Genomic DNA, 22,929 nt, shown 5'->3' with positions numbered 1-22,929 from the left:
AACTGCATCAGTTTGACTTTTGTGTGGGACATTCTTTCTAAAAATAGCAAACAAACGTTTATATGAGTTAGTTACCCATATAAACGCTTGTTTGCTATTTCATTATAGCGACTATGACCTATTTAATACGTCTCATTCAGCCTACTTATTTCGCTCCTATGCTGTTCTTTTAATACTTCTGGCGCGATCACTTTTACACCGTTACCAAACATTAATAAATATGGTAAAATCGTTTTTTGTTGGTTGGCATAAATCCTTACATCAACAGAATCAGCTCTTACTTCGATCTCATCTTCCGTATAATAATCATATAGCTTTCCTAAGTCCTCTTTTTTAAAGCGTAATTGAATGATCTCTTCATTTGTTTCAACGAGCCTTTTATTAGAATACTCAACAGGTTCAAAAGTTATTTTTTGAATCATAAGGTGCCGAATTCGAGTGACCTTGAAATATCTAAATGCTTCTCGATCCTCACAATAAGAATAGATATACCAGCTCCCGTTCATCAACATCAGTTCATATGGATGAATCGTTCTTTGCGTATGGTCACCTTTGTTGTCCACATAATCAATTATTAGCTTTTTATTTTTTTTTAGCGCAAGATTGATGTCATTGATTTTTCGTTTTGTTTCTATTTCAATTTCCGGGCGATGCATCGTTGGTGATTCAAAGGAAAATTGTCTTTTGAATTGCCCTTTTTGATTGGCTTTTTCCTGTATTAATGTAATTTTTTCTTTGATCGTGTTTTGTTGATCAGAAATTCCAAATAACCCTTCTTGGACATTCAATGCATTTAGGATATCTTGCTTTTCTTCTCCACTATAGGTATATGTTCGCAATTTAAAAGAATCCACTAGAGAAAAACCACCATGACGGCCTGGGTGAGAAACAATCGGAAAACCGGCTAATTCAATCGTTTCGATATCTCTAAAAATTGTTCTTTTAGTCACTTCAAAACGTTGCGCTAATTGAGCCGTTGAAACGATCTCATTTTCTAAAAGCAAAACGATGATCGCTAATATTCGTTCGATTTTCTTCATACAGTTCTCCTCCATTAATCTGAAAAAAAGATTAGCATACAAGGCTTCATCTTTTAGTGCTTTAACACTTCTAGTTTGACATGATCAGCGCGTTGTTGCTCCTTTTTTCTCAACGTTTATTCAGATTTTAAGGGGCTGAGATACAACTCTTCGAGTTATGTCCCAGTCCCTTCTCTAGTCTCATTCTTATAATCACTTTTTAACTATTCAAGTCTTTATTCCCGATATTTGATTGCTAAACCTTTCAAGAAATTTCTGGCGTACCGGTCGCCACATTCTTTGTAGTTGCGATGCCCTTCTTTTCTTAAAATAGCACTTAGTTCACTATCAGAAGCATAAACACCTGCAAGTCTCAATACGTCCAGCATGTCATCACTTGTAAGCGTCAGAGCAATTTTTACTTTCTTAAGCAAAACATTATTGACGTTACTCTGGCTAGTGATCAAGAATGTTGGCTTAGGTGCGACACCATTTTTCACTGGCGGCTTACCTCTTTTGTACGTGATCAAGCCGTTCAAGAAAGCCTCTAATGTACGATTATCACAGACTGCATCACGTGGAAGTTCATCTTCTTCATTTTGTTTTGTTAGTAATACCCTTAGTTCTTCTCTGGTAATCTCTAGATCACCTAGTTTAAAGATCTTGATCATATCTGTATCTTTGATATCCAATGCATAGCGCAAGCGAATCAATATATCGTTGTTATTCATCTTTCTCCTCCAGAAAACGTATCATTATTTCTTTAGTATAAAGCTTTCTTTCAGAGAATGCATCAATTTATTGTGATTTGTTAGAATAAATAAATGATCGATTTTAACTATACTATGCTCCATGATATACGGCTTCAATGTTATAGCCATCTGGATCAAGAATGAACGCTGCATAATAGTGAGCGCCATAATCTGGTCTAATTCCAGGTTTACCATTATCAGTCCCACCAGCTTTTATGGCAGCATCATAGAACGCTTCTACCTCTGCTTTGGATGCAGCACTAAAAGCAAAATGAATAAGCTTAGGCTCGCCTTCAACTATCCAAAAACCACCAGCAGGATCTCCGCTGATAATTTCTTTCTTACCAAAACTAACTGTCGTCCCAAAATCTAACTTTATTTCGTTTCCTAATGGTGCCAAGGCCTCTTTGTAAAACTGCTTACTTTTTTCGATATCGCTTACATTTACTGAAAAATGATCCATCATACTTCTTCACCCAACCTTTTTATTTTTTTGTTTCTATAACTATTATAAGAACATACGTTCTTCTTGTCAACTAGAATTGTCAAATTAAGTGCCACAAAAAAAACATAAATAAAATAAGTAACAGTCATCTGGATTTGTTATTAGAGAAAACTTGCGCATTATTCACATGTATTTCTCTGTCCTCTATTTTGCTTCTTATAAAATATTTTTTTGAGGAATTAGTGAATTACCTTGTAAAACACACTTAACAATCCTAAAATATAAAGATAATCGAACAGAATTAAAAAAAATATAGTAGTAAGATTGAGTTAGGAGGAAGAATTAATGGCATTTGGACAACTACTTAAATCGAAAAGAAATCAAAGAGGATGGACTCAAGAAGAATTGTCAGACAGATTAAAAATATCCAGACCTACAATATCTAGTTGGGAAGGTGATAAGACTTTACCAGATATTTCAAATTTATTAAAAATGAGTTTATTATTTGGCTGTACTTTGGATGAATTACTTAGGGAGGAAATTAAATTGACAACTAAAACATTTAAAACAATGACTTATAATAATGTTACGACCCCATTACGAGTAAAAAACGCAGGAGAACATAAAAAGATTAGTTTTAAGAATCAAAATCCTGAAGTCAAAGCAAACGTCAATTTAGATACAGGAGAAGTGACCTTTTTTATTGAGCAAGATGAACTAGAGAAATTAAAATAATGACTCCATCCTGTCCTCACTATAATCAATTTAAAAAGCTCTCAAAATTATTCTTGAGAGCTTTCAATAGCTTATACGGATGTTGAACTAGACACATCGATTGGGAATTGTTGGCTATTTGGTCAAGGGTGTTTCATCTATTAAAACAAGAAGAATTAACCCTTTTAGGAAATTCATACCTCATGTATTAACTGCCATTCATCACGTAGCACTCCATATTTTATCGAGTCATAATACCTTTGTTGATAGTATCTTACGTTTCTAATTTGTGCCTCTTTCGTCATCCCTATTTTTTCCCCAACTTTTATCATACCTTTATTTCCAGACCATGTAGTAAAACCAAGTCTTTGAATATAAGGAGTGATCTCAAATAAATGGGTAATCCATAATTCAATGACTTTAGAACCAATCCCTTTACTCCAAGTATTTTGATCATAGAGCAAAATACCAAACTCTAACCACTGTTTCAATTCTCCGTCTTCCCAAAAAGCAGAAACCTGTCCAACGATTTTATCTTCATAAACGATGACTGCCCGATAAGGATTATCCAAATAGTATTTTTCAGCTATTTTCTTTAATTCCTCAAATGTAAGAACTGGATCATTAAAGTACGGGCCATTCCACTTCATCCATTCTAAATCTTCATCATACGCAATCTTCCATAAATCAAAAATATCCTTAGTTTCTATACTTCTTAAGCTAATATTAGTCGTACTATCTTTTATAAACATTTATTTCACCCTTTCTGATCACTTTTGGTTAAACTTCTCCTTTTCTATTTTATCAAAAATACCAACTAGAAAAAAGCGACTGTAAAAACAATAGTAAGCAGAAACACTAATATCTAAGAGAATAAAGGGATCCAAAGTGATTATCTTAGTTCAGATCTTTCTTATATCAAAGTATTTTAAAGAAGTGTTGCACTTAATTAGACGATTCAAGAAGGCGAACAAAAAAATCTGTTGAAAAGCCGCACTAAGCTAACTTCCCAACAGATTTTTGCTACTGTTTATTTTAACGACACATTCTTATAATAAGGAGCACCAATTGCACGATACACCAAACCATCAACACGATCATTTACTAAGAAGGATTCTGATGCTTGATAAAGTGGTGTCACTGGTGAGTTATCCATCAATACTTTTTGAGCATCCAACAATGTATCCCAACGTTTTTCGTTTTCTGTAGCATAAGTTGTTGCTGATTCTGTTAATAATTTATCGAATTCTTCATTGCTGAACTTGCCGTAGTTTTGTTCTCCGCCTGTTCTAAACAATTGCAAGAAATCGTATGGATCAGCATACGTTGCTGCCCAACCAGCTAAAACAACATCAAAGTCGCCTTTGCTCATTTGATCCAAACGGTTCTTAAATGGTACGCTTGAAATCGTTACTTTTAAGCCTTTTAGGTTTTCTGTTAATAACCCTTGGATATATTCTGCCATTTTTTTAGCTGTATCGATATCTGATGTTAATAACGTCACTTCCGCCGAGTCAACACCTAATTCTTTCTTAGCATCTTCCCACAGTTTTTTTCCGCCTTCGATATCTGTTTTCATCAATTCGCCTGCTTCTTCGGCAAAATCTTTTCCTGTTTCTTGATTCGTGATTCCTTTTGGTACAAAGGCTTCGATCGCCATTGAACCATCTTTTAGAATATTTTTAGCGATTTGATCTGAATTGATCAGTTTTGTGATCGCATTTCTCGCATTTTTATTGGCAAATACTTTATTTTCAGTGTTGTATTGCAAGTATGAAGTGGATGGATAGATACGTTTCACTAATTCTGGATTGTCCAATTCTTGATCTACGTATTCTCCTTTGATCGGAGCGATATCTGTATCACCGGCTTTGAACAAGTTCACATTTGTGCCAATTTCTTTACTGACTTGAACATTGACTTCATCTAATTTTACTTTGTCTGCTGCTCTGAATTGATCATTTTTCAAATATTTCCAGGTAATGCTTGTGCCGTCCCAATCAGAAAGAGTGAACGCACCATTATAGATCATGTTATCACTGTTCGTTCCATATTCCTTACCTTTTTCTTCAACAAATTTTTCATTCAATGGATAGAATGTTGGTTTTGCTAAAAGAGAAGACAAGTATGGAATTGGGTATTCTAAATTGATTTCTAGCGTGTGATCATCGACTGCTTTAACCCCTAAATCCGTAGCTGATTTCTCACCTTTAGAGATTGCTTTGTAGTTTTCAAACCCATCAAATAAATACGCATATTCTGAACCTGTTTTTGGATCCACTGTACGTTTCCATGAATACACAAAATCGTTTGCTGTAACGGCATCGCCATTGCTCCATTTTGCGTCATCACGTAATTTGATCGTGTATTTTTTTCCATCATCTGTAGGTGTCACAACTTCTTCAGCAATTGCAGGTGCAGAAGTGCTATCGTCTGCAAATTCATACAAACCTTCCATCACTTGGCTGATTGCTGAAAAACTGACAACATCGGTTGCTTGGGAGATATCCATTGTTGGTAGTTCTGCACTTTCTATCACAGTCAATACTTGCTTTTTATCCCCAGTTGATTCATCTTCCTTACTCCCTGAACTACATGCTGCTAATGATACAACTAATAAACCCGCGGCTACTGTTGTAAATGCCCACTTTTTCATGTTCATTTTTTAATTCCCCCTAATTTCTTTTCTATTATTAAAAGCTGTCGATTGTGGCTTTCGTTAAGTCATTCACGATAGCGACAGCTAATTGATACGCTGCTTGATAATCTTCGTATGCAACATAACCATAGTGAGTATGCGCATAACGAACTGGTACACCAATTACAATGGCTGGTACCCCTTTGTTTGTTAAATTAATGATAGCACCGTTAGTACCGCCGCCTTTTCTAACTGAACTTTGCATTGGTAAACCATATTTTTCGGCTGTTTCTTTAGCAAAACGTTGGAAACGCGGATTAGTAATCATCGAAACATCAAAGTTTCTAAGCATCGGACCACGTTTTAAGCCAGACTGGATCATGTATTCTTCTGAAAATGTATCATCCGCTGGACAGCCTTCAAATACGATTGCTAGATCTGGTTTGACATTATTCATGGCTACTGTTGCACCACGTTCCCCAACTTCTTCTTGGGCTGTCATCGTACCTATCAGATTGAATTCCGATTCCTTTTTAGATAATTCTTTAAGCGTTTCAAGTAAACAAGCACAACCTATACGACAGTCAAATGCTTTTCCTAGCATTACATCGGTTGCTTCAAGATATTCAAAGGCAACGTCTGGAATCACTGGGTCACCGATTGCAATATTTAATTTTTCTGCAACCTCTTTGGCATTCGTACAGCCTACATCGATCACCATATCATCGATTGTTTGCACTTCTTTACGTTCGGCATCTGTCATAAAATGTGGTGGTTTACTGGCAATGATTCCTGGTACTTCCTGACCATCGGACGTTTTAATTCGTACACGATGAGCAGGTACGGTATTCGGTACCCAGCCTCCTAAAGGTAAAAAGCGCAATGTACCATTGGGTTTGATTCCTTGAACGATAAAACCAACCTCATCGCTGTGCGCATCAAATACAATTGTTGGTTTATCCGCTTTGTGTTCACCAACGTTCATATAAACATTGCGAATATGATCTTCACTAACTGCAGCAAAAGGCGCGGCAAATTCTTTGGCAATTGCTACTACATCGTCTTCAAATCCAGAAACACCGGATGCATTTGAGAGACGTTCAATTAAATCTAACGAGTCTTTTTTTGTCATGAGTATGCTTATCCTCCTAGTAAAATTAACTATTTATAGTACTGATTGAACGGAAGAGTAAGGCAAATTCAAATCAGTTGCAACTGCATGATTCGTCATTGCACCATTCAATGTATTCACTCCTGCTAATACCGCTGGATTTTGTTCTACTGCTTGTTCAAAACCTTTATTCGCCAGCTCAAGCACATACTGTAATGTTGCATTTGCCAAGGCAAAGGTTGCGGTTTGTGGCACTGCTCCAGGCATATTTGCCACAGCATAGTGAACCACACCATGTTTAATATAAGTTGGATGTTGATGCGTCGTCACTTCATCGATTGTTTCAAAAATACCACCTTGATCGATCGCAATATCAATGATCACAGAATGTTCCGGCATTGAAGCAACCATTTCTTTTGTGACTAAAACAGGGGCCTTACGCCCTGGAATCAAGACGGCTCCGATCACAAGATCTGCGTCTTTGACTGCTTCTTGAATATTGAAGTGATTCGACACAAGTGTTTTAACAGCACCATTGAACTGATTGTCGATTTCTTGCAGCTTCTTGATATTTACATCTAGAATAGTGACATCCGCTCCTAGGCCTAGCGCGATTTTAGCAGCATTATACCCTGAAATACCGCCACCTATGATCGTTACTTTGCCTTTTTTAACACCGGGAACGCCGCCTAATAAAATGCCTTTTCCTTCTGGTACTTTTTCTAAAAATTGAGCGCCAATCTGTGCAGCCAAGCGTCCCGCAATTTCACTCATTGGTGCCAATAAAGGTAATTCGCCATTCGCTAATTGAACACTTTCATAAGCAATCGTTTTCGTTTTTCTCTTCATCAATTCTTCAGCTAATGGTTTATTGGCTGCTAAATGAAGGTATGTGAATAAAACCAAATCTTCTCTTAAGTATTGATACTCTTCTTTTAATGGTTCTTTTACTTTTAACACTAATTCTTGGGCCCATGCTTCTTTAGCAGACGCCACAATTGTCGCACCAACCGCAACATATTCTTCATCATGAATTGAAGCGCCCAACCCAGCATTGGTCTCAACATAAACTGTGTGACCATGCTTAATGAGGTCTAACACCCCAGCAGCTGGCAATGCTACGCGATTTTCGCCATTTTTGATTTCTTTTGGAATACCAATTTTCATTATTCAGGATCCTCTCTAACTACTTGCTTATCGTTTTATTTTATAAGCTACTTACTAGATTATAGTTTAATGAAAGTTCATCTGCAATACATAGAAAAAAATTTAATTTTCTCTTTCTTTTTTAATTATACAATTAAAAAAAATGTCTGAAATAAATCCTACATCGATTTATTTCAGACATTTTTTAGTGTTAGCCAACTTCAACCTTAGACCGCCAAGAAGTCCCACAACGATCAACGATTTCATTTAGTGTTTCAACATTCTCTTTTCCTTGTGTCGCAAACCAATCACGACCTGCGGCTTCACCTTTAGCAGCAAACGGTTTAACTCCTTCACGCCAAGTTGCGCGTCCGCATAAGACACCGCTAAACTTAGAACCAGCTTCTTTCGCAAATTCTAAGGTTTCTTGGAATAATTTCGTTGAAACACCTGCACTTAGGAAAATAAACGGCAGTTCTGTCAGTTCACTTTGCTTTTTGAAATAGCCTAAGGCTTCTTTTTTACTATAAACGACTTCATTTTCAGCAAAGCCTTCCACATAATTCATATTGACTGGTACTTCCATTTTTAATACATCGATATGATACTGCAGCTTAGAAAATTCAATCATTGATTCCAACACTTTATGTGGTTTAACTCTGGCAAATGCCGCAGAGGTCGCATCCGTAATCTCAGAATCATACGTCACGATCTCAACAAAGAGCGGAATGTCTTCACCTAAACATTCACTGCCTAAACGTTCGACAAATACATGCTTTAATTTATTAATCGCCATAGGTTCATCTGGATCATAATATAGCAGGAACTTGATAGCATCAGCTCCAGCTTCTTTCAGACGTGATACAGACCAGTCTTCTAGTAAATCTGGCATTCTACCAGGTGTTGAAACCTCATATCCGGTTTTTTCATAAGCTAATAATAATCCACAATTTTGATCCCGTACCTTGGTTGCCGGTAAACCGTATTCTGGATCAAGTAAAATCGCTGACGCATAAGGAGTTAACTCTTGCGAGGCCACTTTTTTAAAGTCGATAATTTCTTCTCCTGTGGCCATCGTACTAGCAGCTGCGATCATTTTCTTTAAAGAACCTCGTTGATCGATCGCCAACGCTTCGATCAACCCTTTTTCATTGGACAAACGATTGAGGGCATCCATTTTTGCTTGGCTGATTTTGATCATAATACTAGCTCCTTTACTCTTTTTTTGAGGACATACCTCTCTTACTTTTGAGTATACTCGCTGATATTTAGAAAGACAAAGAAGATGGCTTTAAAAAAATTGCTCAAATCCAGAAACAATTAAATGGGCAAGACAATCATTTTTTACTGATATTAGTAGTTTGGTGAAATATTTGGCGCTTGGGCAAGTAGAAGACCTCAATGTATTAAAAAAAGCGATAGTTACTCCACAGCTAATGTGCTAAATTGGTTTCCTAAAATGAAGCAAGCCGATATCGATCGAATCAAACAAGAAGTCATCATCAACTATTTATAAAAAAATAAATGAGACATTTCCTCTTGACCTGATACGCGTTTCATACTTTATAGTTGAAAAAAGACAGGAGGAATCGATTTATGATAAATGGTATGCTTGAATTGACTGATTATTTAGGACTGGATTATTACTTTGTTTCTTTATCAACTGAAAATGGCTTACTTGTCATTCGGAGTTTGAATAACTATTGCAAACCAATCGATAAAGCAGTAAAATTGGCTGCAATAGAAGGATTAACATTCGGTGAAGAAGGCGAGCTGGATTTTGTCTGTTTTGATTATGCAGATGAGCATTATCATTTTATTGATTATGGCAACCATCTAATCCCTTTTTTGAGTACTATTTTCCGTCCTCTAAACGTTCTTTACTAGATTTGAAAGGAGTCACTTATGGCAAATATTCGTGATATTGCCAAGTTATCTGGTTATTCAGTCACAACCGTTTCACGTGTTTTGAATAATCATCCTTATGTATCTGAGGAAAAACGAGCAAAAATTTTAACAATCATGCATGAACTTGACTATATCCCAAACGCCAAAGCTCGCGATTTAAGTAAGGGAAAGTCAAAGCATATTGCAGTCATGATTCCTTATGCCAACCATCCTTATTCTGACAAGATCGTCAGCGGTATTTTGACTGCCGCCTTTGAGGATGGCTATAAAGTGACCTTGCTGCCAACCAATTATGACCCTGAAGTTGAGAAACACTATCTTGATGAGCTAGCTGCACAAGCGTGGGATGGTATGATCATTACATCAAAAAAAGTTTCTTTTGAAATGATTGCCGGTTATCTCAAATATGCACCAATCGTTTGTTGTGAAGATACAGGTGAGTTTCCGATTTCTTGTGTTTCAATCAAGCGGGAAAAATCCTATGTCGATCTGTTTACAGAGTTAAAAAGCCGAGGCTATAATCATATCGGCTTAACAGTCGGGCGAACTGAAAAAGAGAGCGCCAGCACTGGTTTAGTTTTACAAGCTTACAGCGATATCATCGGCTATTTGGATAAATCGATGATTGTTAGAAACTGTCGTTCATATGAAGATGGTATAAACGCCGGTAGTCATTTCTCAATGTTGCCAGACTTGGAAGTGATCGTGACTAATGGCGATGATGTTGCTGCTGGTATTTTACAACATATTTCTCAGGATCACGTCTTAGTGATTGGAGAAGAAAATCTACTTTCTAGCAGATTGCTTAACTTTTCTACGATCGATCATCATATAGATCAGTGTGGGGAAGCAGCTTTTCATTTACTTTTAGACAAAAAAATCAGCACCAAAACGATTCCATATACATTTATTGAACGTACCTAATAAAGGCTATAACAGACAACGTATAAAATGTTGTCTGTTATAGCCTTTACCTTAATAGTATTTCAACCTTTTTTATGATACGTTAACGCTCGTTCAATACAAAATGCTAACTCATTGATCGGTGATTCTTTTTCAGGATCCAGAACGATTGCTCGATTTTTTGAAAACTCAAAAACATCACTAAACAATGCTCTAAATTCCTCTACTAATGTTGTTTGGCAGTGAAAAAAGAGTGCAATTTTTTTATCACCAAACCGATCAATACGGATCGGACTTCCTGATTTTGTTGCTTTTGTTGCGTACGAAGGTTGATTCCACTTCAAGCTTTCTTCCAACACACCTACTACTGCTAATTCTGCTGCTGTATCAAAAATCAATTCTCTAAGTGCTAGCAGCGCTTTGCGACATCGTTCAGGGTACTGCTCAAAAATAGTAGCCACAGCTGGATCCGAAAATTCTTTCATATTATCCCTCTTTTATTATCTTTTTTCATCTTTGATAGGAATCCATAGTTCACACTTATAGTCCTCTGCTTCCATGTCCCCAAATGGATAAAACTCGATCCTTGGTATCTCAATATTTTCATGAATTCCCTCATCTGCCCACGGCGCACGTGTGCTTTGTTTTAATTGCATCAAAACATTCGGTTCAAATGGCTGATTTTCATCAAGTGCTTTAACCCCCGCTAAAATTGCTCCAACACATTCAATAATCGCCCATTTTGAAGCTGGAAACTGGGTTTCAGCTAAATCATTTGACGTAGTCTGATCCGGATTTTTCTTTGTTCCAATCATATATTTAAATTGTTCCTGGCTCTTATTACTATCAGAAACACCTAGCAAACCTTGGAGCGTTCCATCTGTTACTGCCATGATCTGATTGATTGTTGCTTCAGTCAAATTTGACCAGAAGTTCGATATTTCATAAAAATTCTCATCTTGTTCTATCTTTTTCATTTCTTGTCTGTATCCAGCGATAATAAATGCTTTTTTTTGTTCGGTTCTGTAGTTCATAGTATCAGCTCCATTCATGTGATAACTATAAATTACCATATAAATGATGACGACTGTCTGTCATCATTTCCAACTATTTCCTAGCTAAATAACTCACAGATCCGCTGAAGTGAACACTTCGGACACATCGTCATCTTCTTCAAGTTTATCAATCAAAATTTGTAGCTGTTCTTGCTGCTCTTCATCTAACTCTACCAAATTTTGCGGAACCATAGTTAATTCTGCTTGAGCTAAAGTATAGCCAGCTTTTTCTAGTGCATCTCGAACAGCGGTAAAATCTTCTGGCGCTGTATAAATTTCAAAGACTTCCTCTGATGTTTCCAGATCCTCTGCACCTGCTTCTAATACATTTTCAAACATTGTATCTTCGTCAACAGAGATCCCTGAGCGTTCAATTGCGATATAGCCTTTACGGTCGAACATATAACTAACTGAACCCGTTTCACCCAGAGCGCCCCCATTTCTAGTAAATGCAACTCTGACATTGGTCGCTGTCCGGTTTCGGTTATCTGTCAAGGCATAGACTAAAATCGCAACGCCTGCAGGTCCATAGCCTTCATAAGTAATCTCATCATAATGCTCATTTTCTCCTGCACTACTGGCTTTTTTTATGGCCCGATCAATATTATCATTCGGCATATTAGCAGCTTTTGCTTTATCCATCACTAATCTTAAAGCGGCATTAGTTGCTGGATCAGTGCCACTTGCTTTTGCTGCCATATAAATTTCTCTTGATAATTTCTGGAAAATCTTGCCCCGTTTTGCGTCCTGTGCATTTTTACGTCCTTGAATGTTCTTCCACTTACTGTGACCTGCCATTATTTATTCCTCCTCGTATAATAACGTCTTACGAACCTGTCAATTAAGTTCAGTTACCTTCTATTTTACTATGCTTCTAAATAGTTGCAACCTTTACTCTTAGAAAGGGGAAAAATAGAGAAACTGCTTGATGGATTACAGCGACTAAGAAAAAGCATTTTGTTTCTAGATACTATATAAATAAAAAAAGAACGAAACAAACCGAATAATCAGTTTTGTTTCGCTCTTTAAAATAGGATAAACAGCGAGAAAAAAGCAGCTCCTTCAAAAACATGCTGAACACATTTGTTTCTAGCTTTTTCTTTTCGCTTCAATCAACAATATTGATACGTAAATCCACATCACGTAATCTGACTATTTCTCCGTCTTTAAACGGAATCGTACATTCTTCTTGTGCCCCGCTCAATAATTGAATATTGATACTGCCGGTATCTGGAAAAATACGATAGGCTAACATTCCTAACCTAGCGATTGTGGCCGTATCTCTTGTCTTATTTTTGCTAATCGTCACATATTCCATGATCAATCACTCCTTATTCAATAGTATAAGGGGTCTTTTTTAAATTTAACTATTCTTTACATAAGATTTCTTTCATTTAATTACAATAATGATGGCTTTACTTTTTCTGGTAATTCTTTTTTGTCGATTTCTTCCCATGCCATAACGTATTGTCCCTTAGTTGTTAGTTTGAGAAATTTTCCTGACTGTATTTTTTTTCCAAACGAAATATATTCTACTTTTCGTTTCTCACCTTCATTTGTGTAGCACGTTTCAACATACGCAAAGTTCTCTATTTTGCTGACCGCATCTGGGTATTTATAATCATATTTTTCAGTTGTCTTAGTATAAAGAGTGGCAGTTTTGACCAGTGGATTAAAATAATCGATCATCCTTGCAGCAGTTGAAGTGTTATTGTATGTATAAATTCTAAGTCCGATCATACTGATTGCTATAATAACAACTATCACCAGTATCGATTTGCAGAAGTGTTTCATCGAATACCTCTCCCTGTTCTTTTACCTAGTTTGATTTACTCTACTTATAATAGAGTTTATTTATTCTATTTTCATCCAGCTAGAGACTGATTTTTGAATTAAATGATAAAAACAAAAAACAAGCGCCTGAATACCAGACTCTTGTTTCTTTATATTGAAAATATGTCTTAGCGCTTATTTTTTCTCAATTTTTTAACACCTATCACAAGCAAGCAAATAGCGACTGCTGTCAAAGCACCTATAGAATCCAGCATCACATCTTGAAAGAGTGGTGTCCGTCCTCCGGTCAGCATTTGATGATATTCATCCAAGCCAGCATATCCCGTTGCGCTAAGCCATGCCACAACGGCAATTAAAAGGGGTTGTTTAAGCTTCATATTCAATCCGATAAACCAACTACCACCTAATAAAAAGTATGTCCCAAAATGAGCCCCTTTACGAATAAAGAATTCCACAAATTTTGCATATCCTTTTGCTTGAATACTTACTTCACTTGCAGCATAGCTAAAAGAAATTCCTTTTAACTGTTCTTTGAATGGTTGATTGCCCAGCAGCTTATCCAGAAGCCCTACTTGTGATTGCTGTTCATAGGTTTGAGAAGAACTGTAAAATAAAACAGCCATAATCAAGAATGCCACCAGTATATAAAAATTACTGTTTTTCAATTGCTTTTTCAAATTGTCACCTCGTTTCTTTTATTATAGTGGTCTTTTCAGAAAAAATAAACAATCATTCAAAATTTTTTTCTTATGATATACTAGAAGAAAATAGATTTAAGAAAGAAGGAATCGTGTATGACCTATTCACTCGTTTGGGATTTAGATAGTATTTTCCCTGGCGGTAGCCATTCAGCTCAACTGGAACAACGATTATCAAAATTAACAGAACAAAGCAGCAACTATCATCAATTGATCGAGCAGTGGATACCGCAAAACGACACTGACTATCAAGAATTACAGCAAATTTTAGCTCTGCAAGGAGCTATTTCAGATGGTTTTTCTCAATGTAGTAGCTTTATCACCGCTTTATCTTCTGCTGATACTAAGGATAAAAAAGCCAAAATTTTATCTGGCGATCTTTTTTCATTATTACCAGCGATTCAGCTAGCAGAAACAATTTTTACAAAAAAACTAACAGAAATTTCCGATGCAGATTGGCAAACCTTAACTGCTCTACCTGTTTTTGAAACAATTGCATTTCGTTTAAATGAAATCCGTCGAGATGGCATGCAGCTATTATCTGAGCAAGAAGAAAACATTATCAATACATTGTCTTTAGATGGACTTAACGCTTGGAGTAGCCATTATGATACGATCGTTGCCAGCATTTCGATTCCATTCAAAGAAGATGGTCAAACAGTCTTCCTTTCTGCTGGGCAAGCTTTTAACCGTATGATGAGCGATCCTAGTTCAGACGTTCGTGCTGAGTTATTCGCTGAGTGGGAAAAAGCTTGGAGCGAAAAATCTCCTTTATTAGCAGATACTTTAAATCACTTGGATGGGTTCCGTTTAAGCGATTATAAACTGCATGGTATCAATGATTTCTTAGAAAAGCCATTAAACTATAACCGTATGCAAAAAGAAACACTTGATGTTATGTGGGCAACCATCCAAAAAAACAAGCAGCCTTTTATCGACTTCTTAACACGTAAGGCTCAATTATTTGGAAAAGAGAAAATGAACTGGCAAGATCAAGATGCGCCGATCATTTTAGGTGATTTAAAAGAAAAAACATACAGCTTTGATGAAGCAGCTGAGTTTATTTTAGAAAACTTTGAAAAATTCAGTCCTAAAATGGCTACATTCGCTAAAGGAGCATTTGAAAAAAGTTGGATTGAAGCTGAAGATCGTCCTGACAAACGTCCGGGTGGTTATTGTACAGAACTTCCTGAAACGAAAGAATCTAGAATTTTTATGACCTTTGGCAATTCAATTAATGAAGTGGCAACCCTTGCTCATGAACTAGGCCATGCGTTCCATAGCAGCGTGATGTGGGATCTGCCAGCACTTGATCGAGAATACGCGATGAACGTCGCAGAAACAGCTAGTACGTTCGCAGAATTGATCGTTGCAGATGCAACACTACAAAGTGCTGAGACACCTGAAGAGAAAATTAATTTATTGGATACTAAGATGCAAAATGCCATTGCAATGTTTATGAATATCCATTCTCGTTTTATTTTTGAAAACAATTTTTATGCAGCTCGTCAAAAAGGCTTATTGAGTGAAGATGAAATAACTGAGTTGATGCTTGAAGCTCAAAAAGAAAGCTATCAGGATAGTTTAGGTTCTTACCACCCACATTTCTGGGCAAGTAAATTACATTTCTTCATTGATGATGTACCATTTTATAATTTCCCTTATACGTTCGGCTATTTGTTCAGCATGGGAATTTATGCTTATGCAAATAAACAAGGTAGTGATTTTGAAGATCAATATATCGCCTTACTTCGTGACACTGCATCAATGACATCAGAAGACTTAGCTAAAAAACATCTCGGGGTCGATTTAACAAAACCTGATTTCTGGCAAGCTGGAATTGATCAAGTAATTAAAGATGTCAATGAATTTATGGAATTGACGGAAGAATATATTAAGTAACAATATGAAGTTTCAACGAGTTTTCGTTGGAACTTTTTTTGAACAAAAAAGAACCAGACATGAGTCTGGTTCTTAGAATATTAAGTTTAATTTAATTACATACGTACAGCGAAGCTTGGTGTAAATGAACCAACATTGCTGTATTCAACGCCTGTACTTTCGTTACCAGCGTGGATATAACCGCCGCCACCAGTAGCAATCGCTACGTGGTAAGAAGCACCTGGGCTACCCCAGAAGTATAAATCGCCAGCTTGAGCTTCAGCTACAGAGATACGTGTACCAGCACTTTCTTGGGCAACTGTATAACCACCGACATTACGGCCAGTTGAGTTCATGAATGCGTAGTAGACTAAACCTGAACAGTCAAAGCTACTTGGTCCTTTAGAACCCCAAACGTATGGTTTACCAACTTGTGCTGCTGCAATAGAGATTGCAGAACCGCCAGTTGATGGTGGTAGTGGTGGGTCTGGAATTGGATCTGCTGGTTTGACTGGATCCGGAGTTGGTGTTGGTGTAACATTTCCGTCACCATTATTAACAGGAGGTGTTACAACTCCTGTATTATTATTATCTACTGAACTACCTGTTGTTGGTTCTTCAGTAGATGAAGCAGTCGTAGTGCTTGGTGCTGTTGCTTTGGCAGTTGCTTTGGCCGCTACAGCTTCTTGTTCTGCTTTTTTAGCGTTAGCTGCTACTACTTTTTCTTGTTCAGCAATACGTGCTTGTTCTGCAATTGCTGCTTCTTTTTCTTTCACTAAGCCAGCTTTTTGATCTTCAGCAGTTGCTCTTTCAGCAGCTAATGTTGTTTGTAATACATTCAAATCAGCTTCTGCTTTAACAAGATCGCCTTTTTGAGCTTCAAGTTCTACTTGATTATCTTGAAGATCTTGTAATTTTTCTTCATTTTCAGCTTTCTTAGTTTCTACTGCTTTTTTATCTTCTTGTTGTTGTTTTACTAAGTCATTATTAGCATTAACAATTGTAGACATTGCAGTTACACGAGTAATGGCATCAGAAACTGATTTTGCATTCAATAATGCATCCATGTAGCTTGTGCTATTACCATTAACCTGTACGTCACGTGCTTGGTTTTGGATCGCTACTTCACGTTTGTCGATACGTTTTGTTAATTGCGTGATTTCTTTTTCTAAGTTAGTAGAAGTTTTTCTTAATTTGCCTTGTTCAGCTAATAAAGTTTCTGCTTTTTCGTTAATAGAAGCAACTTGATCTTGTACTGCAGCCACTTGGCTTTGAGCGTCAGCTTCTTGAGATTTCAATCCTGAAATTGCTTGATCTTTTTGTTGAATTTTAGAGTCCACTTCATCCGCTGATGATAATACTGGTAAGGCTACAGATGTAAGGGCTAATGAGCAAATCATTAGTAATGGCAATACGCTTTTTTTCACAATTCATTCCTCCGACTTTTTTACTACTTTTTTTACTTATAATAAATTCGTTCATTGTTTGAGTAATTTTCATTCTTATTATTGACAACGAAATCATTGTATCATAGTCACATGTCATACATATAAAATTAATGTTACAGGAGTATTTCATTTTTGAAAGTTAAACATGACAACTGAACAAAACTAACACGCAACACTGATTCTCTTACCATACGCCAATCACTGAGTAATTACAAATAATCCCCACCCACAAAATCCATTTGGTTTTAATAGGTAGGGACTTTATTATTATAGATTATCCTGGAAAACGCCAGACAACGGCTCTGAAGTTTGCCGCATATGGGCTTGGTGTCCAACCTGTGGTAGTTGAAACATAACCTGAACCCGCTGGATTATTTGATTCAACGATTTGAACTGAGCTGCCGTTTACACCAACAACTAAAACTGTATGAACCCCATCTAACCATGCATCTGGGCTAAGCGCGTTCTCGTATTGAACCACATCACCAACCTGAACATCAGACCAAGCTACTTGAACTGCTCCTGATTGAGTGTAGCCACTATGAGGACCACCTGGTGAGAATCTAACGCCTGCTGCATTCAACCAATTTTGTACGGCTACGATACACTCGCCGCTTTGCCCCCAACCTGTCGGATTTGTTTGTCCAACAGCATTTAAAGCAATCTGTGCAGCTTTTTTCTTCGCATCTGATACGCCACCGGTACCAATGCTACTGCCACCGCCACTAGGTTTTCCTGCTGGTTTTTCAGAAACTGGTGCATTCTGTGTTTCTTGTGTTGTACCATTTTCTTGAACAACATTTGTTTTTACCAGTCCTGGATTTGCAGCTTGAGCTTCCGCCAATTTTACTGCAGCTGCTGCGTCGGCTTTTCTTTGTGCCTCAGCTTGTTTTGCTTGCTTGGCTTGTTCTTCTTCTAATTTCTTTTGAGCTGCGGCTTTTTGTTCAACGTACTCAGATTTTTTGTTTTCTTCTGTAGAGCGTTGTGCTTCTAAGTCATTTTTAGCAATTTCTTGTTCAAGCTTCAGTGTATCCAAAGAAGCTTGCTTGTCATTTAATTCTTTCGTGGATGTTTCTAAAACAGAAATTTGTGATTCTACTGTTTCTGATTTTTTCTCCACGTCTTCTTTATCCGAAGTTTGTTGTTCTAATAGATCATTATTCGCATTAACTAATGTTGTAATTCCTTGCACTCGGCTAATCGCATCAGAAATTGATTCTGAATTCAGAATCACATCTAAATAGCTAGTGCTTGAACCGCTAACTTGTACATCACGGGCTTGATTACGCATTTGAACTTCTCTTTTTTGAATACGAACATTTAAATCTGAAATCTCACTATATAATTTTTTGATTTCTTCTTTAAGTGTTTTTTTCTTTGCAGTTAGTTCATCGATTTTTGTCGCAGTTGTTAGCATATCTGATTCAATTGCAGCTAACTTCGTTGCGGCTTCAGTTTCTTTTGTTTTCAATCCATTGATGATTTCATCTTGCTGTTCGATCTTTGTATCATACTCATCTGCAACTGCAGCCATTGGCAATACAGCTGAGGTTAGAGTGACTGAACAAATCAGCAATGCTGATAATATACTTTTTTTCACTATTTATTCCTCCGGCGTTTACTTTATCTATAATTTCTGATTATTTTTCGGTATTATGTATCTGGCAACGGGACAATTGTACCATAGCAGTATGACATGCAGATAAAAAAGATATTACAAAAATGTTTCATCCAATAAAATTAAATAACGCCGATCATCCTTTAAATCGCTTTGTCTGCATAACTTTGAGAGAGCATCCATTGATTATTTATAAACTTTTACAAACGCTATAAAAGAGACTATTCGTTGCCGAACAATCTCTTTAATGGGTAAGAAAAAATAACGAATATCAACATATTGAAAAGTAATGTTGGTCCTAAAACTTTAGTGATGAATAACAACGGAGCAACATTTGACAGGCGAAAAATAATTTGCAGACCTACTGCGATCAGTTCATAGGCAGTCACAAAAATGATCATTCCAAAGAAAGCTGTCAATAAATTTGTATGAACCACTCGCTGAAACCGATACATCATCATAACCGTTGCAGCTAATGCAACAGTATAAATGCCAATGATTCCTAGATAGTAACTGTCACAAATCAAGCCTAAAATCACTGCCGTAATCAACAAGTAGCGTTTAGACAGATTGGGAACAGCCATCAAAAATGCCAGTAACATAAAATGAGCATTTGCAAAAAAGACATTATCTGTTAAATTCCCAGCTGCTTGAGTCAATTGACCATCGATCAGCATCAATAAAAAGAAGACTACTGGTGCATAGTATTTAACATTTTCTTTCCGTATCATTTGCATCCTACTCCCCCGCTCCAGCTAATCTTTTGATGATTGTTACAACGGGAATGCTGTACATTTCAGCATACGGTTTAACATAAACTTCTCGATCTAAACCATAACTGTCTGGTTTTATCTTTTGAACTACACCTACTGGTAGGTTTGCTGGAGAGTTTTGACCTAAGCCTGAAGTCTGAACGATATCGCCTTCTTTGATGTCCATATCTCCTACTAACTGGCTAACAACCAAAGTCCCTGCTTTATCATCATAACTTTTTAATAGACCATATGAATCGCCCTTTTCAGAATTGATCTGAACAGGAAAATGATTTGAATTTTGGTTTTTAGACGATAGTAACTCAACCTTTGATGATGTTGCGTTTACTTCAATCACTCGGCCGATCAATCCTTTTTGAGCTAAGACCGCCATATTCGGTTCGATACCATCATTCGATCCTCGATCAACGATCAATAGGTCTTGCCACATGTCTGGAGAACGAGTAACAACAGTTGCTGTCACTTTTTCATAATTGCCCAGTGTCTCATTTAACGCTAGCTCTTTTTTTAGTGCTTCATTTTCTTTTTTTAAGTTATCGTTTTGGATAGATAATTCACCATATCCATCAATTCTTTCTTTTAACCGTTCATTCTCATCATAGGTGTTAAATAGTGTACTGATCGACGATACTCCGCTACCGATCACCTTAGCTGGAAAGCCTATAACTTTGTCCACAAAGCCCACACTATCATTAACCGCTGATTGCCCAAGATTGTTTTTGCCGTTATTTGCTCTATGAGCTGCGGTCAAACTAATAATGGTCACCACGACAATCACTACGATCAGCGTGATAATTATATTTTTATTTGGATTAAATTTTTTCACATCGACACCCCGACTACTCTTTAGACTGATAGCAATAATTCTACCACTAATTGGAAGCAAACAAAAGAGCTGTGGTGCGTCTTTACATTTTTTTATTAAAATAGTGTGATTTTAATGATCGCTTGGACTAGAGGAACGAAGGCAGAACGATTGTGTGAAATAAAACTAAAAACAGTCTCACTAATACTGTTTCAATTATTTGTAATTTGGTTAGTGAGTTTAGACTTTACTAGTCAAGGCTTTATCACTTGATTACGAGCCTTGTAATAAAGTGCCTTTTTTATTTAATTCAACTCATTTTTTAAAACTATATTCAGAAGTCACCGTAAGGAAACTCTTCTAACCCAATTGCTTCAATACTTTCACAATAAAAATTTATATAATTATATCCATCATTTTCTCCATAGCCACTATCATCATGAACATGATATCTTTTGTCACTTGGCCAATCTATAGGTTCATTCCTCATATCTTTTATTATTAATCTGTCATAAACATTAATGTTAGTAACCTCTTTTAGTGATAATTCACTTACATTATTAAATTTAAATTTTGATAACATTACTTGAGGCTTTTTTGAAAATTTAGTTTTTAAATCTAAATTTAGTACTGAGCGTTTTTTATTAAAAATATTTTCCTCGATATTATATTCTATTTTCATAATATCACTAAAATGAAACGGATTCTCTGAACCTATCTCATCTAAAATTACATTACTATTTTCAATATATTCAAACATTTTTCCCCTCCTATTTACTTATCAAAATCAAATGTAACACTATTTGTCCTTTAATCAATTCTCCCTTGCCTTAATACACCATTGTCATCTAAGAAATATTTTGTATGAGAAGAAGGTTGCTTATATCCATTTTCCCTTTCATATTCTTCGATTTCCTTTTCCAGTTTCTCAGAGTTTAGGTCACTGCTGTCAACATCCATTGTATATTGTTCTGGAATTTTTTTACACACCTCTTCCACTGCATCTGTTAACAGTATTCCACCTTGTGCTAAGGGAATCAAGACGGCTGAATAAAAAGCTTTCGCTGAATCGTAGGAATCACCTGAGCATAAACTTGTCGAGAAACGAAGATGGTAAATTTAAAAAAACAGTATCAGCGAGCCTCTCTCACTAATACTGTTTCAATTATTGGCAATTTGGTTAGTAAGTTTAGTCCTTACTAGTCAAGGCTTTATCACTTGATTACCAGTCTTGTGATAAAGTGCCTTTTTTATTTTGATACCTATTACTTTAAATTCTCTTTTTCATCTTCCAACCATCTCCTATGGTCGGAAATAACTTTAGATAAGTGTTCCTCAGTGTAAAATTCTTGAGGGGTTAATTTATTTTCTACACCTTGGTATTGATAAGGCATATCGAATGGAGACTTGAAATCAAGCCAGAATTCACTAATTTCTAACAAAGCATTTACATAGTCTTTATCTAAGATTTTCTTCAATAAATTATTAACTAAAATCCATCTCCATCTATAATAGGACATCAAATCTTTTTCATTAGAATCCTCAATCAAATCCAGAAGTTTATATATTTCGTTCTCATCATATGGTGAAAATAGACTTCCAAGCTCCCATACATACGAATTTTCTTCATTTTCATTTTTAGATAAATAATCTAAGGTGTATTTCATTACAAATTCATCATCAAGTATACCTTGTAAATAAAATTCGTTGTCTGAATAACCAAACCTACCTACTTTAATCTCGTTCCAAGAAAAAGGAATATTATTTTTTTTAAATTCATCTACACAATTCATTATTTTATAGGCACTCCATTCAATTCTGGATTTCTGACAAACATTCTGTGTGTAACTTTTTCGTCTTGAATTATCCATTCAAAACGCCCCATAACACCATTTTGGATTCCCTGAATTTGATATAATTTAGCATTACCTAAATCTGTGACTTCTGCTAAACCAGCATAGTTGTCAATAATATCAGAAAAAACATGTGCTTTTGGAACATTAGGAAATTCATCTATAATAATTTGAGTTTGTTTTGTAGGTGGTTTTCCTGTTAATGGGTCAATATCATAAACAGAGCCTTTCCCTTTAACCGGTTTAATATCATCGACTTTCAATCCACTTCCAGACCTAGGAGCTTCTAAAATAGGATTAGTGATTTCCTCTACTACTTTTTGATTAGCCCCACTACCTTTCTTATTCTCAACCGTCTTCGTACCTTT

The 22,929-nt window shown here is 36.3% G+C and carries 26 protein-coding genes; 4 read left to right on the top strand and 22 right to left on the bottom strand.

All coding sequences use genetic code 11. The features are described from left to right. Nucleotides 1-122 precede the first annotated feature (122 nt). From RV15_RS10030 to RV15_RS10020, 3 genes are all read right to left on the bottom strand, one after another. Nucleotides 123-1,040: a helix-turn-helix transcriptional regulator gene (locus RV15_RS10030; protein ID WP_071877915.1), complete on the bottom strand. Its 918-nt coding sequence runs from the start codon at nucleotides 1,038-1,040 to the stop codon at nucleotides 123-125. 215 nt (nucleotides 1,041-1,255) lie between these two features. After that, on the bottom strand, nucleotides 1,256-1,750 hold the full coding sequence (locus RV15_RS10025) for a YehS family protein (RefSeq protein ID WP_010761790.1): 495 nt from the start codon (nucleotides 1,748-1,750) through the stop codon (nucleotides 1,256-1,258). 112 nt (nucleotides 1,751-1,862) lie between these two features. After that, a complete protein-coding gene (locus RV15_RS10020; protein ID WP_071877914.1) occupies nucleotides 1,863-2,237 on the bottom strand; it encodes a VOC family protein in 375 nt (124 codons plus the stop codon). 324 nt (nucleotides 2,238-2,561) lie between these two features. Here RV15_RS10020 and RV15_RS10015 point away from each other — a divergent pair, with 324 nt between their 5' ends. After that, nucleotides 2,562-2,951: a helix-turn-helix domain-containing protein gene (locus RV15_RS10015; RefSeq protein WP_071877913.1), complete on the top strand. Its 390-nt coding sequence runs from the start codon at nucleotides 2,562-2,564 to the stop codon at nucleotides 2,949-2,951. Nucleotides 2,952-3,124: 173 nt separating this feature from the next. On the opposite strand, the gene RV15_RS10010 is transcribed toward RV15_RS10015, so the two are convergent. From RV15_RS10010 to lacD, 5 genes are all read right to left on the bottom strand, one after another. Beyond that, complete coding sequence (locus tag RV15_RS10010) at nucleotides 3,125-3,682, bottom strand: GNAT family N-acetyltransferase (RefSeq protein ID WP_071877912.1); 558 nt, start codon at nucleotides 3,680-3,682, stop codon at nucleotides 3,125-3,127. Nucleotides 3,683-3,960: 278 nt separating this feature from the next. Then, entirely contained in the window at nucleotides 3,961-5,592 is a 1,632-nt protein-coding gene (locus tag RV15_RS10005; protein WP_083429151.1) for a peptide ABC transporter substrate-binding protein, read from the bottom strand. A gap of 31 nt (nucleotides 5,593-5,623) precedes the next feature. Beyond that, nucleotides 5,624-6,700 carry a M42 family metallopeptidase gene (locus tag RV15_RS10000; RefSeq protein WP_071877911.1) on the bottom strand — a complete coding sequence of 359 codons (1,077 nt, stop codon included), beginning with the start codon at nucleotides 6,698-6,700 and terminating at the stop codon, nucleotides 5,624-5,626. Nucleotides 6,701-6,733: 33 nt separating this feature from the next. Further along, complete coding sequence (ald, locus tag RV15_RS09995) at nucleotides 6,734-7,846, bottom strand: alanine dehydrogenase (protein ID WP_071877910.1); 1,113 nt, start codon at nucleotides 7,844-7,846, stop codon at nucleotides 6,734-6,736. A gap of 190 nt (nucleotides 7,847-8,036) precedes the next feature. Continuing rightward, on the bottom strand, nucleotides 8,037-9,026 hold the full coding sequence (lacD, locus tag RV15_RS09990; protein WP_071877909.1) for a tagatose-bisphosphate aldolase: 990 nt from the start codon (nucleotides 9,024-9,026) through the stop codon (nucleotides 8,037-8,039). A gap of 395 nt (nucleotides 9,027-9,421) precedes the next feature. Between lacD and RV15_RS09985 the strand changes: the two genes are divergently transcribed. Both RV15_RS09985 and RV15_RS09980 read left to right on the top strand, forming a co-directional pair. Next, on the top strand, nucleotides 9,422-9,712 hold the full coding sequence (locus RV15_RS09985; protein ID WP_071877908.1) for a hypothetical protein: 291 nt from the start codon (nucleotides 9,422-9,424) through the stop codon (nucleotides 9,710-9,712). Between the two features lie 18 nt (nucleotides 9,713-9,730). Next, entirely contained in the window at nucleotides 9,731-10,657 is a 927-nt protein-coding gene (locus RV15_RS09980; RefSeq protein ID WP_071877907.1) for a LacI family DNA-binding transcriptional regulator, read from the top strand. A 62-nt stretch (nucleotides 10,658-10,719) separates the two neighbouring features. On the opposite strand, the gene RV15_RS09975 is transcribed toward RV15_RS09980, so the two are convergent. The 6 genes from RV15_RS09975 to RV15_RS09950 form a co-directional block, all read right to left on the bottom strand. After that, on the bottom strand, nucleotides 10,720-11,121 hold the full coding sequence (locus RV15_RS09975) for a DUF1801 domain-containing protein (protein ID WP_071877906.1): 402 nt from the start codon (nucleotides 11,119-11,121) through the stop codon (nucleotides 10,720-10,722). A gap of 15 nt (nucleotides 11,122-11,136) precedes the next feature. Continuing rightward, nucleotides 11,137-11,670 (bottom strand): GyrI-like domain-containing protein, encoded by a 534-nt coding sequence (locus RV15_RS09970; protein WP_071877905.1) that lies wholly within the window; start codon nucleotides 11,668-11,670, stop codon nucleotides 11,137-11,139. 93 nt (nucleotides 11,671-11,763) lie between these two features. Further along, nucleotides 11,764-12,489 carry a YebC/PmpR family DNA-binding transcriptional regulator gene (locus RV15_RS09965; RefSeq protein ID WP_071877904.1) on the bottom strand — a complete coding sequence of 242 codons (726 nt, stop codon included), beginning with the start codon at nucleotides 12,487-12,489 and terminating at the stop codon, nucleotides 11,764-11,766. Nucleotides 12,490-12,799: 310 nt separating this feature from the next. After that, a complete protein-coding gene (locus RV15_RS09960) occupies nucleotides 12,800-13,009 on the bottom strand; it encodes a hypothetical protein (RefSeq protein ID WP_071877903.1) in 210 nt (69 codons plus the stop codon). 80 nt (nucleotides 13,010-13,089) lie between these two features. After that, nucleotides 13,090-13,485, bottom strand: coding sequence for a YxeA family protein (locus RV15_RS09955; protein WP_071877902.1), 396 nt, complete (start codon nucleotides 13,483-13,485; stop codon nucleotides 13,090-13,092). A 167-nt stretch (nucleotides 13,486-13,652) separates the two neighbouring features. Continuing rightward, nucleotides 13,653-14,162: a VanZ family protein gene (locus RV15_RS09950; RefSeq protein WP_071877901.1), complete on the bottom strand. Its 510-nt coding sequence runs from the start codon at nucleotides 14,160-14,162 to the stop codon at nucleotides 13,653-13,655. Between the two features lie 117 nt (nucleotides 14,163-14,279). On the opposite strand from RV15_RS09950, the gene RV15_RS09945 reads away from it, so the two are divergent. Next, the gene (locus tag RV15_RS09945; protein ID WP_071877900.1) at nucleotides 14,280-16,085 is read left to right on the top strand and encodes a M3 family oligoendopeptidase; all 1,806 of its coding nucleotides are present in this window, start codon (nucleotides 14,280-14,282) and stop codon (nucleotides 16,083-16,085) included. Between the two features lie 95 nt (nucleotides 16,086-16,180). Here RV15_RS09945 and RV15_RS09940 read toward each other — a convergent pair whose 3' ends face one another. The 8 genes from RV15_RS09940 to RV15_RS18725 all read right to left on the bottom strand — a co-directional run. Next, nucleotides 16,181-17,491: a coiled-coil domain-containing protein gene (locus RV15_RS09940; RefSeq protein ID WP_071877899.1), complete on the bottom strand. Its 1,311-nt coding sequence runs from the start codon at nucleotides 17,489-17,491 to the stop codon at nucleotides 16,181-16,183. Nucleotides 17,492-17,786: 295 nt separating this feature from the next. After that, complete coding sequence (locus RV15_RS09935) at nucleotides 17,787-19,112, bottom strand: coiled-coil domain-containing protein (protein ID WP_071877898.1); 1,326 nt, start codon at nucleotides 19,110-19,112, stop codon at nucleotides 17,787-17,789. A 239-nt stretch (nucleotides 19,113-19,351) separates the two neighbouring features. Then, nucleotides 19,352-19,861 (bottom strand): rod shape-determining protein MreD, encoded by a 510-nt coding sequence (gene mreD / locus RV15_RS09930; RefSeq protein ID WP_071877979.1) that lies wholly within the window; start codon nucleotides 19,859-19,861, stop codon nucleotides 19,352-19,354. A gap of 7 nt (nucleotides 19,862-19,868) precedes the next feature. Beyond that, nucleotides 19,869-20,729 carry a rod shape-determining protein MreC gene (mreC, locus tag RV15_RS09925; RefSeq protein WP_071877897.1) on the bottom strand — a complete coding sequence of 287 codons (861 nt, stop codon included), beginning with the start codon at nucleotides 20,727-20,729 and terminating at the stop codon, nucleotides 19,869-19,871. Between the two features lie 313 nt (nucleotides 20,730-21,042). After that, nucleotides 21,043-21,468, bottom strand: a complete 426-nt coding sequence (locus RV15_RS09920) for a hypothetical protein (protein ID WP_071877896.1) — start codon at nucleotides 21,466-21,468, stop codon at nucleotides 21,043-21,045. Between the two features lie 50 nt (nucleotides 21,469-21,518). Continuing rightward, nucleotides 21,519-21,749 (bottom strand): hypothetical protein, encoded by a 231-nt coding sequence (locus RV15_RS09915; protein WP_217265816.1) that lies wholly within the window; start codon nucleotides 21,747-21,749, stop codon nucleotides 21,519-21,521. Nucleotides 21,750-21,973: 224 nt separating this feature from the next. Beyond that, nucleotides 21,974-22,501: a DUF2247 family protein gene (locus RV15_RS09910; RefSeq protein WP_071877894.1), complete on the bottom strand. Its 528-nt coding sequence runs from the start codon at nucleotides 22,499-22,501 to the stop codon at nucleotides 21,974-21,976. Continuing rightward, nucleotides 22,501-22,929: hypothetical protein (locus tag RV15_RS18725; protein WP_217265815.1), on the bottom strand; the 429-nt coding region annotated here is incomplete at its 5' end. The genes RV15_RS09910 and RV15_RS18725, both read right to left, overlap by 1 nt.

Source organism: Enterococcus silesiacus, from assembly GCF_001886225.1.
GTDB classification, from domain to species: Bacteria; Bacillota; Bacilli; order Lactobacillales; family Enterococcaceae; genus Enterococcus_L; species Enterococcus_L silesiacus.
The sequence above is the reverse complement of the archived record's forward strand: the minus strand, read 5'-3'. Positions and strand labels throughout refer to the sequence as shown.

Excerpts from the sequence above, each read along its gene's own strand:
- RV15_RS09975 (WP_071877906.1), bottom strand. The coding sequence starts at position 11,121 with ATGAAAGAATTTTCGGATCCAGCTGTGGCTACTATTTTTGAGCAGTAC.
- RV15_RS09955 (WP_071877902.1), bottom strand. The coding sequence starts at position 13,485 with ATGAAACACTTCTGCAAATCGATACTGGTGATAGTTGTTATTATAGCA.
- mreD (WP_071877979.1), bottom strand. The coding sequence starts at position 19,861 with ATGATACGGAAAGAAAATGTTAAATACTATGCACCAGTAGTCTTCTTT.
- RV15_RS09970 (WP_071877905.1), bottom strand. The coding sequence starts at position 11,670 with ATGAACTACAGAACCGAACAAAAAAAAGCATTTATTATCGCTGGATAC.
- RV15_RS09985 (WP_071877908.1), top strand. The coding sequence starts at position 9,422 with ATGATAAATGGTATGCTTGAATTGACTGATTATTTAGGACTGGATTAT.
- RV15_RS10015 (WP_071877913.1), top strand. The coding sequence starts at position 2,562 with ATGGCATTTGGACAACTACTTAAATCGAAAAGAAATCAAAGAGGATGG.
- RV15_RS10030 (WP_071877915.1), bottom strand. The coding sequence starts at position 1,040 with ATGAAGAAAATCGAACGAATATTAGCGATCATCGTTTTGCTTTTAGAA.
- RV15_RS10010 (WP_071877912.1), bottom strand. The coding sequence starts at position 3,682 with ATGTTTATAAAAGATAGTACGACTAATATTAGCTTAAGAAGTATAGAA.
- RV15_RS09920 (WP_071877896.1), bottom strand. The coding sequence starts at position 21,468 with ATGTTTGAATATATTGAAAATAGTAATGTAATTTTAGATGAGATAGGT.
- RV15_RS10025 (WP_010761790.1), bottom strand. The coding sequence starts at position 1,750 with ATGAATAACAACGATATATTGATTCGCTTGCGCTATGCATTGGATATC.
- RV15_RS09910 (WP_071877894.1), bottom strand. The coding sequence starts at position 22,501 with ATGAATTGTGTAGATGAATTTAAAAAAAATAATATTCCTTTTTCTTGG.
- RV15_RS10020 (WP_071877914.1), bottom strand. The coding sequence starts at position 2,237 with ATGATGGATCATTTTTCAGTAAATGTAAGCGATATCGAAAAAAGTAAG.
- RV15_RS09980 (WP_071877907.1), top strand. The coding sequence starts at position 9,731 with ATGGCAAATATTCGTGATATTGCCAAGTTATCTGGTTATTCAGTCACA.
- lacD (WP_071877909.1), bottom strand. The coding sequence starts at position 9,026 with ATGATCAAAATCAGCCAAGCAAAAATGGATGCCCTCAATCGTTTGTCC.
- RV15_RS09965 (WP_071877904.1), bottom strand. The coding sequence starts at position 12,489 with ATGGCAGGTCACAGTAAGTGGAAGAACATTCAAGGACGTAAAAATGCA.
- ald (WP_071877910.1), bottom strand. The coding sequence starts at position 7,846 with ATGAAAATTGGTATTCCAAAAGAAATCAAAAATGGCGAAAATCGCGTA.
- RV15_RS10000 (WP_071877911.1), bottom strand. The coding sequence starts at position 6,700 with ATGACAAAAAAAGACTCGTTAGATTTAATTGAACGTCTCTCAAATGCA.
- RV15_RS09960 (WP_071877903.1), bottom strand. The coding sequence starts at position 13,009 with ATGGAATATGTGACGATTAGCAAAAATAAGACAAGAGATACGGCCACA.
- RV15_RS10005 (WP_083429151.1), bottom strand. The coding sequence starts at position 5,592 with ATGAACATGAAAAAGTGGGCATTTACAACAGTAGCCGCGGGTTTATTA.
- RV15_RS09945 (WP_071877900.1), top strand. The coding sequence starts at position 14,280 with ATGACCTATTCACTCGTTTGGGATTTAGATAGTATTTTCCCTGGCGGT.